Source organism: Pseudomonas sp. FSL R10-0056 (assembly GCF_009600105.1).
Lineage (GTDB): Bacteria > Pseudomonadota > Gammaproteobacteria > Pseudomonadales > Pseudomonadaceae > Aquipseudomonas > Aquipseudomonas bubulae.
Genome location: NZ_WIWL01000086.1, coordinates 1 through 546 on the forward strand (window position 1 = coordinate 1; position 546 = coordinate 546).

The window sequence follows — 546 nt, forward strand, 5'->3', positions numbered from 1 at the left end:
CCACAGAGCGGGCGACGTGGCGCACTTCCTGGTGGTCGAGGGATGCCGCGAACCCGGCGTTGTACATCAGGGCTCGGTCGAGGCAGGCGGCTTGCCACTGCTCGAAGTCCGGCCACCCCTGGCGTATCGCCCTGTAGGCCCATAGGCGCAGTTGCTCGAACAGATTGCAGTTCCGGCCCAGCCCGTAGTCCGGGAGGCGCTTGCGGCGATCCTGGGCGGGCTCGAGGTCTAGCCAACTGTCGAGGTCGGCCAGGGTGTACAGGCGCGGCTCCCAAGTGGTCACCTGCCAATGCGGGTGCAGAGGATTCTTGCAGATAAGACCGGAATAGCCGAGGTCAGCACCAAGTAAACGCTGTAGCGCGCAATCTACAGCTGCCGCGTACCGCAGGGGCGCAGATTTCGCGTCAGACGCGGTGCGCACGGACGTTTTGAGCCCGTAAATCAGGTGAGCGTGACCGTTCTCGGGATTTTTGGCCGTGATCGAGGGCGGCGGTGCACCTCGGTCGCTCCAGTCGATGGCCGCGCCGGGGCGGTCGATGTCATAGA

Annotated in this window: 1 protein-coding gene; it reads right to left on the reverse strand. The window is 64.8% G+C overall.

Translation table 11 applies throughout. The features are described from left to right. Positions 1-546, reverse strand: a 546-nt coding sequence (locus GHO42_RS04255) for a replication initiation protein (RefSeq protein ID WP_178114893.1), incomplete at both ends; no start/stop codon positions are given.